This window comes from Pseudotamlana agarivorans (assembly GCF_018860245.1).
GTDB lineage: Bacteria > Bacteroidota > Bacteroidia > Flavobacteriales > Flavobacteriaceae > Pseudotamlana > Pseudotamlana agarivorans_A.
In genome coordinates, this window is the sequence record NZ_JAHKPD010000009.1 from 1 (window position 1) to 4,959 (window position 4,959).

Here is a 4,959-nt window from a genome sequence, read left to right on the forward strand (position 1 = left end):
AGTGGATACGTTGCACATAACGATCTCATGTAAGGTGCGTTGCGACTAAGAAAGCAGGATTTCCGTTTGGAAATCCGAAGTTGGATAGAGGTACTACACATTAACTTAACGCTAAAGTAAGCAATGGATTTTACATTTTGTTATGTGCCGCGTTTTTGTGTTGAGAAAATTGATGTTTTTTTACGTTTTAAACCACTTAAATTCCGCCAAAATTTGCCGCCCAGAAAGTCAGTCCGCCGTAACAGTTGCGCATTGCAATGGTCAGAAGCCGCTTGAGTAAGCAAATTGAGTGATTTTCACGATCTTATTCACTTTTATTATACAAAGATATGCCGCTTAGCTAATCAGTACCACACAACAGTTGCGTTTTGATTGGGACAGAAACCAGCAGAGTAATCAGGTTTTAATATTCAGATTCTTAAACAACTAATTTTTATACATAATTTCCCGTTTTGAGTATCAGTCCGCCACAACAGTTTCGTATCGTTAAAGTCCGAAATCGGTTGAGTAAGTTAGTCCGATTGCGCTTTGCTTTTTCCGTTATAATTTTGGGATTAGATGCTTTTCCAGCAGAGTGGATACGTTGCACATAACGTTTATGTATATGATTAGTGGCGTGTTTAAGCATCTAATTTAGCAAATAAACACCGAATAGAAAATCCGAAAGGATTTTCGTAAGTAAGCTAAAACTAGCCATTAATTATATACTTTGTTGTAGCCAGTTTTTTCTTTTTTATTCTTTCCCCAAGCAATAACTTTTACTCCTTTTGAGTATTGAATTTTGTCAGGTTCGTTTTTTATTAGTTTGTCAAATCTCGGATAATTAATTTCTAAATTCTTCAAGTCAATTTTATTAATTGGCCATTCTAAATGGTGGATTTCAAATTCGTTAATAGACGTTTCTGTGTCTTGAAAAAGAGCATATCTTTCGGTTAACCACTTTTCCAATTCCGTCTTCTCCTTAATTCCTTTTCCAATCTCAAACTGAATATTCAATTTGTCATTAAATTCCGAGTTATTAGATTTGTATTGGTTTTCAGTCCGTTTGATTTTTGAAAATCTATACGGAAGTTCAGACATTCCTTTCGCAACTTTACAAGACAAACTTTTTCCGCCTTCAATGCTCAAAAAATACACTCCAGTTTTGTTATTTGATTTTATATAAGTTCGGATATTAATTTCATCAAAATTCGAAATCGGTTGGAATGCAGGCAGGTTTTTCGGTCTTATCTTTTCCATAGTAAAAGCAACAACCGAAATCCAAGGTTTTCCGTCAAAAAGGTCAATTTCAAGTTCCTTTGGGACAAACTTTTTCAATTCGGATAATTCCACTTGCCAATGAAGAAATATTGCATTATTCCACTCTTGATAAAATTTCCATTTTTCATTCGGCAATTTCCAAGGTCTGTGTTCAGTTGTGTTTAATATCTCTCGGATTGTCATTTTTTCTCAAATTGGCTACAACGGTTATGTATATGATTTGGTGCGTGTTAAAACAACTAATTTGGTAAACTTGAACTTACCTTTTGTAAATCCACAGATATTCCAAACAAACCAAAACTAGCAATAAATTATATACGGTGTTACCAACTGGCTTTTTCTAGTATTTTATTCAGTTCAGTTTCTTTTTGAGTTCCGATTAGAAATTTTTTCCCATTTTGAAGCTCAATTGCCAAACCTTTGTTTCCTTTCGTATTATATACCGTTCCATATTTTGTCCAAAGTCGGATTCCCCAACCTCCAACAAATCCATAATTCACGATTTTTGCGTTTTTTATTTCTTTCCAATTTACTTGCTTTTTAACGAAAGGGAAGAAGTTCATTCGTATTTCATTTTGATCAATTTCAGTTTTCAGTCGCATAAACCAAAACATAGCTATTAAACCAAAAATGAGCACACAAAAAATTATAAGTCCGAAGTCAGACATTGGTTTATCTCCAAATTTTTCTCCGAGAATTAATTGTTTGTAAATTCCGAAAATCGGTAAAATTCCAATTCCGATTAAAATTAGCCAAAGCCACCATTGAGTGAATTTTTGTTCTTCTTTAAACTCGATTTTCATTTTGTGTTCGTTTTTTTTAGCTTGTTGGTAACGGATTATGTATATGGTTTGTTGCGGGTTTTAAGTAGCTAATTTAGCAAATACAAACTGAATAGAAAATCCGCGAGGATTTTCGTAAGTAGGCTAGAACTCTAGCAATAAATTATATACGGTGTTACCACACGTAATTATTCAGTTTATATTCAACCGTTGCATTTATTTTTCCAATTTTGTTTGAAGGAATTAATGTAATACCTGCTTTTTTAATTTTTTCGCTTTTTCCAGGTTCAAACGCTACTTTTGAATAAATTTCGTTTTCAATTTCAATTTCAGAATTCCCAACTAATTTTTTTCCTATTATATCTGTTGGGATAAAAGAATATTTATTCTCTCTTTTTAGTTTATCATTTTCAGTGTATGCTTTGAAAGTCACTTTTTGAAATAGAAATTCAGAGAGTAAAATTGGTTTTATAAAAAACAACAAAAATATTTGAGCATTTAATCCTAAAGATACAGGGCCAATATTAAGAGAAAAATGAAAATTCAGAAATTGAGAAAAATCAATAGTATATTCTCCAATTATCAAGTATGGAATTTGAGCAATAATCCAAATAACCCCTAAAAAATAAAAACTCGATTTTTTAGTAAAAAATAATACTGCTGATACAATTCCTATTAAACTGATAATAATTGTTGGATTTAATAATTCATTCAGGTTGTTGTTAATTGTTAAAAGACTTGTAATTAAAACAAAAATGTAAAATCCTGTTAATAGTTTCATAGGTCGGTTTTTCTTATGTGTGGTAACGTCTTCGTGTATGGTTAGTTGCGTAAAAGTACACGATTCATATTCCGCAAAACAATATAGTAAAAAGTACGCAAAGATCTTCGTCTTAACCAGCTACAGCTATTAACTATACACGTTGTTATATGAAGTTTCATGTACTCAGTTTATTTTAGCATTAACTCACGTATATGTTTTACTGGTGCATTACCATAGCTTAGGAACTGTTCGTGAAATTCTTTTAGATTAAATGAGTCTCCTTTTATTCCTTTAATCTCATCTCGAAGTTCATAAATTTGAGAGAATCCAGTAAAATAAGAACTAAGTTGAACAGAAGATAATGTAACTCTTCGCCACTTATTCTCAGCCTCCGTTTTTTCTTGGAAAGCGTCTTTAATCATAAGTTTCATCGCTTCTTCTTTTTCAAGATTAAGCACATGATAGCTATAATCTAAAATGGTATTCGTCACACCTCTCAAGTGCCATTTATTTCTCATCAACCACATTTCTGGCGAATTATTATATCCTTCTTCTAACATCATAATTTCTGCATAATTTGCCCAACCTTCAATCATAGCACCATTCTGTAGTATAGACTTAATTATGCTTGGAGACTCGTTTCCATAGACCAGCTGTGTATAATGTCCAGGAATCGCTTCATGTATATTTAAAATTTGAAGTATATAGTGGTTATATTCTCTAAGGTAACTTTCAGCTTCTTCATCGCTATAATCGTCAAGGGGAGTCACATTGTAATAGGTGTTCTTTCCTTTTTCGTAAGGACCAGGGCTACTTACAGATGCACCAGCACCACCACCTCGCATATATGGAGGAGTTTCGCGCACAACCAGCGGCTTAGACGGATCTTGTGTTAAAAGGTCATGATCTTTTACAAATGCAGATAGAATAGGAATTTGACGATTAATTTCTTCGAAGAAATTTTCACGACTCACATGTTTTTCGGCGATTTTATCAATTAACATCTTCACCATGGCAATTTTATCAGTAGGCTTTTCAATATCAACTAGATAATTATTCCATAACGTATCACTTATGACTATCATTTGCTGATGTAATGCCTCCTTTTCTTTTAGTGCTTTATTATAAATTTCTTCTGCCGTATAATTTGAGTTTACTTCTAATTCATATTTTTTAGTAAATAGCGCTTTCCCTATTCTTGGACTTGAGGCCGAACTACTGTCAAATTCTAATTTGAGTTTCTCAAGTGTTGAAATATAATTGGTAATTGCATCTTTTGATTCATTCACTCGCAATTTAAGCAAGTCTTTTCTCTTATCGCTTAAAGATGAGTTTGATATTGAATCCAGAAGACCATCATCTAAAACTTCCAATGCTCCCTTATTTTGAATCAGGCCTAGTTCTAGATGTTCCATCGTAGGATTTTTTAGGTTATCGATTCCTGATTGATAAAAGGATGGAACCTTAACTAGAAGAGTAGAAAGAATATCTAATCGTGTGTCAAGATCTGCATAGTTACCATTCATTATTGTCCATACTCGATCTGCTATGTTGTAATTTGATGCATTCCACTCATAGGACTTAAATTCATTGAGATACCATACTTCTGATTCAATAAAATTATCAATTAGATGATAGTCAATTTTATTACCATCATCTAATTTTGTTAACTCAAAAGTCTGGAGTTTCGATGCTATTTCTTTATTCGATGTAAGTAACTTTTGTCTATTTTCTAATGAGAAGGTATTCAATATGGAATCGTATTCATGCAAACCAGCCCAAGATGCCCAACTGGGATTTTGCTTCCAAAGTTCTAATAAGAATTCGTCTTTAAAGGACTCAAAACTCTCATTTTGGTCACTGTAGACTTCTTTACTTGTTTTTTCTTTGCAAGCCGTTACTGAAAAAATCAGCATCATTAATAATGGGAGAAGTCGTTTCATATTTTGAAGTTTTTTGGTTTATAGATGAATTCATTATTAATGTTAAATGTCGGTGGATTCAAGGTGCTAACGCAACAAGTGTTAATATTTTGGTTTGGTACAATTTAGTTTTTTCTTTCCAAAAAACCTTTTTTTTTTGAAGGCTTTTTAGAAAGAAAAAACTAGGCAGAGTTCTGAGTTAAAATTTCCATGGGTGTTTTATAGTTTAAGA

General features: G+C 32.5%; 4 protein-coding genes. All 4 read right to left on the reverse strand.

The window, feature by feature from the left end:
• Window positions 1-696: 696 nt before the first annotated feature.
• The 4 genes from KO493_RS04810 to KO493_RS04825 all read right to left on the reverse strand — a co-directional run bounded on the left by KO493_RS04810 (window position 697) and on the right by KO493_RS04825 (window position 4,748).
• A complete protein-coding gene (locus KO493_RS04810) occupies window positions 697-1,443 on the reverse strand; it encodes a YqjF family protein (protein WP_216066815.1) in 747 nt (248 codons plus the stop codon).
• Window positions 1,444-1,583: 140 nt separating this feature from the next.
• Window positions 1,584-2,063: a phosphoethanolamine transferase domain-containing protein gene (locus KO493_RS04815; RefSeq protein ID WP_026812393.1), complete on the reverse strand. Its 480-nt coding sequence runs from the start codon at window positions 2,061-2,063 to the stop codon at window positions 1,584-1,586.
• Window positions 2,064-2,217: 154 nt separating this feature from the next.
• On the reverse strand, window positions 2,218-2,823 hold the full coding sequence (locus KO493_RS04820) for a hypothetical protein (protein WP_216066816.1): 606 nt from the start codon (window positions 2,821-2,823) through the stop codon (window positions 2,218-2,220).
• 170 nt (window positions 2,824-2,993) lie between these two features.
• Window positions 2,994-4,748, reverse strand: a complete 1,755-nt coding sequence (locus KO493_RS04825; RefSeq protein ID WP_216066817.1) for a DUF885 domain-containing protein — start codon at window positions 4,746-4,748, stop codon at window positions 2,994-2,996.
• Between the last annotated feature and the right edge of the window lie 211 nt (window positions 4,749-4,959).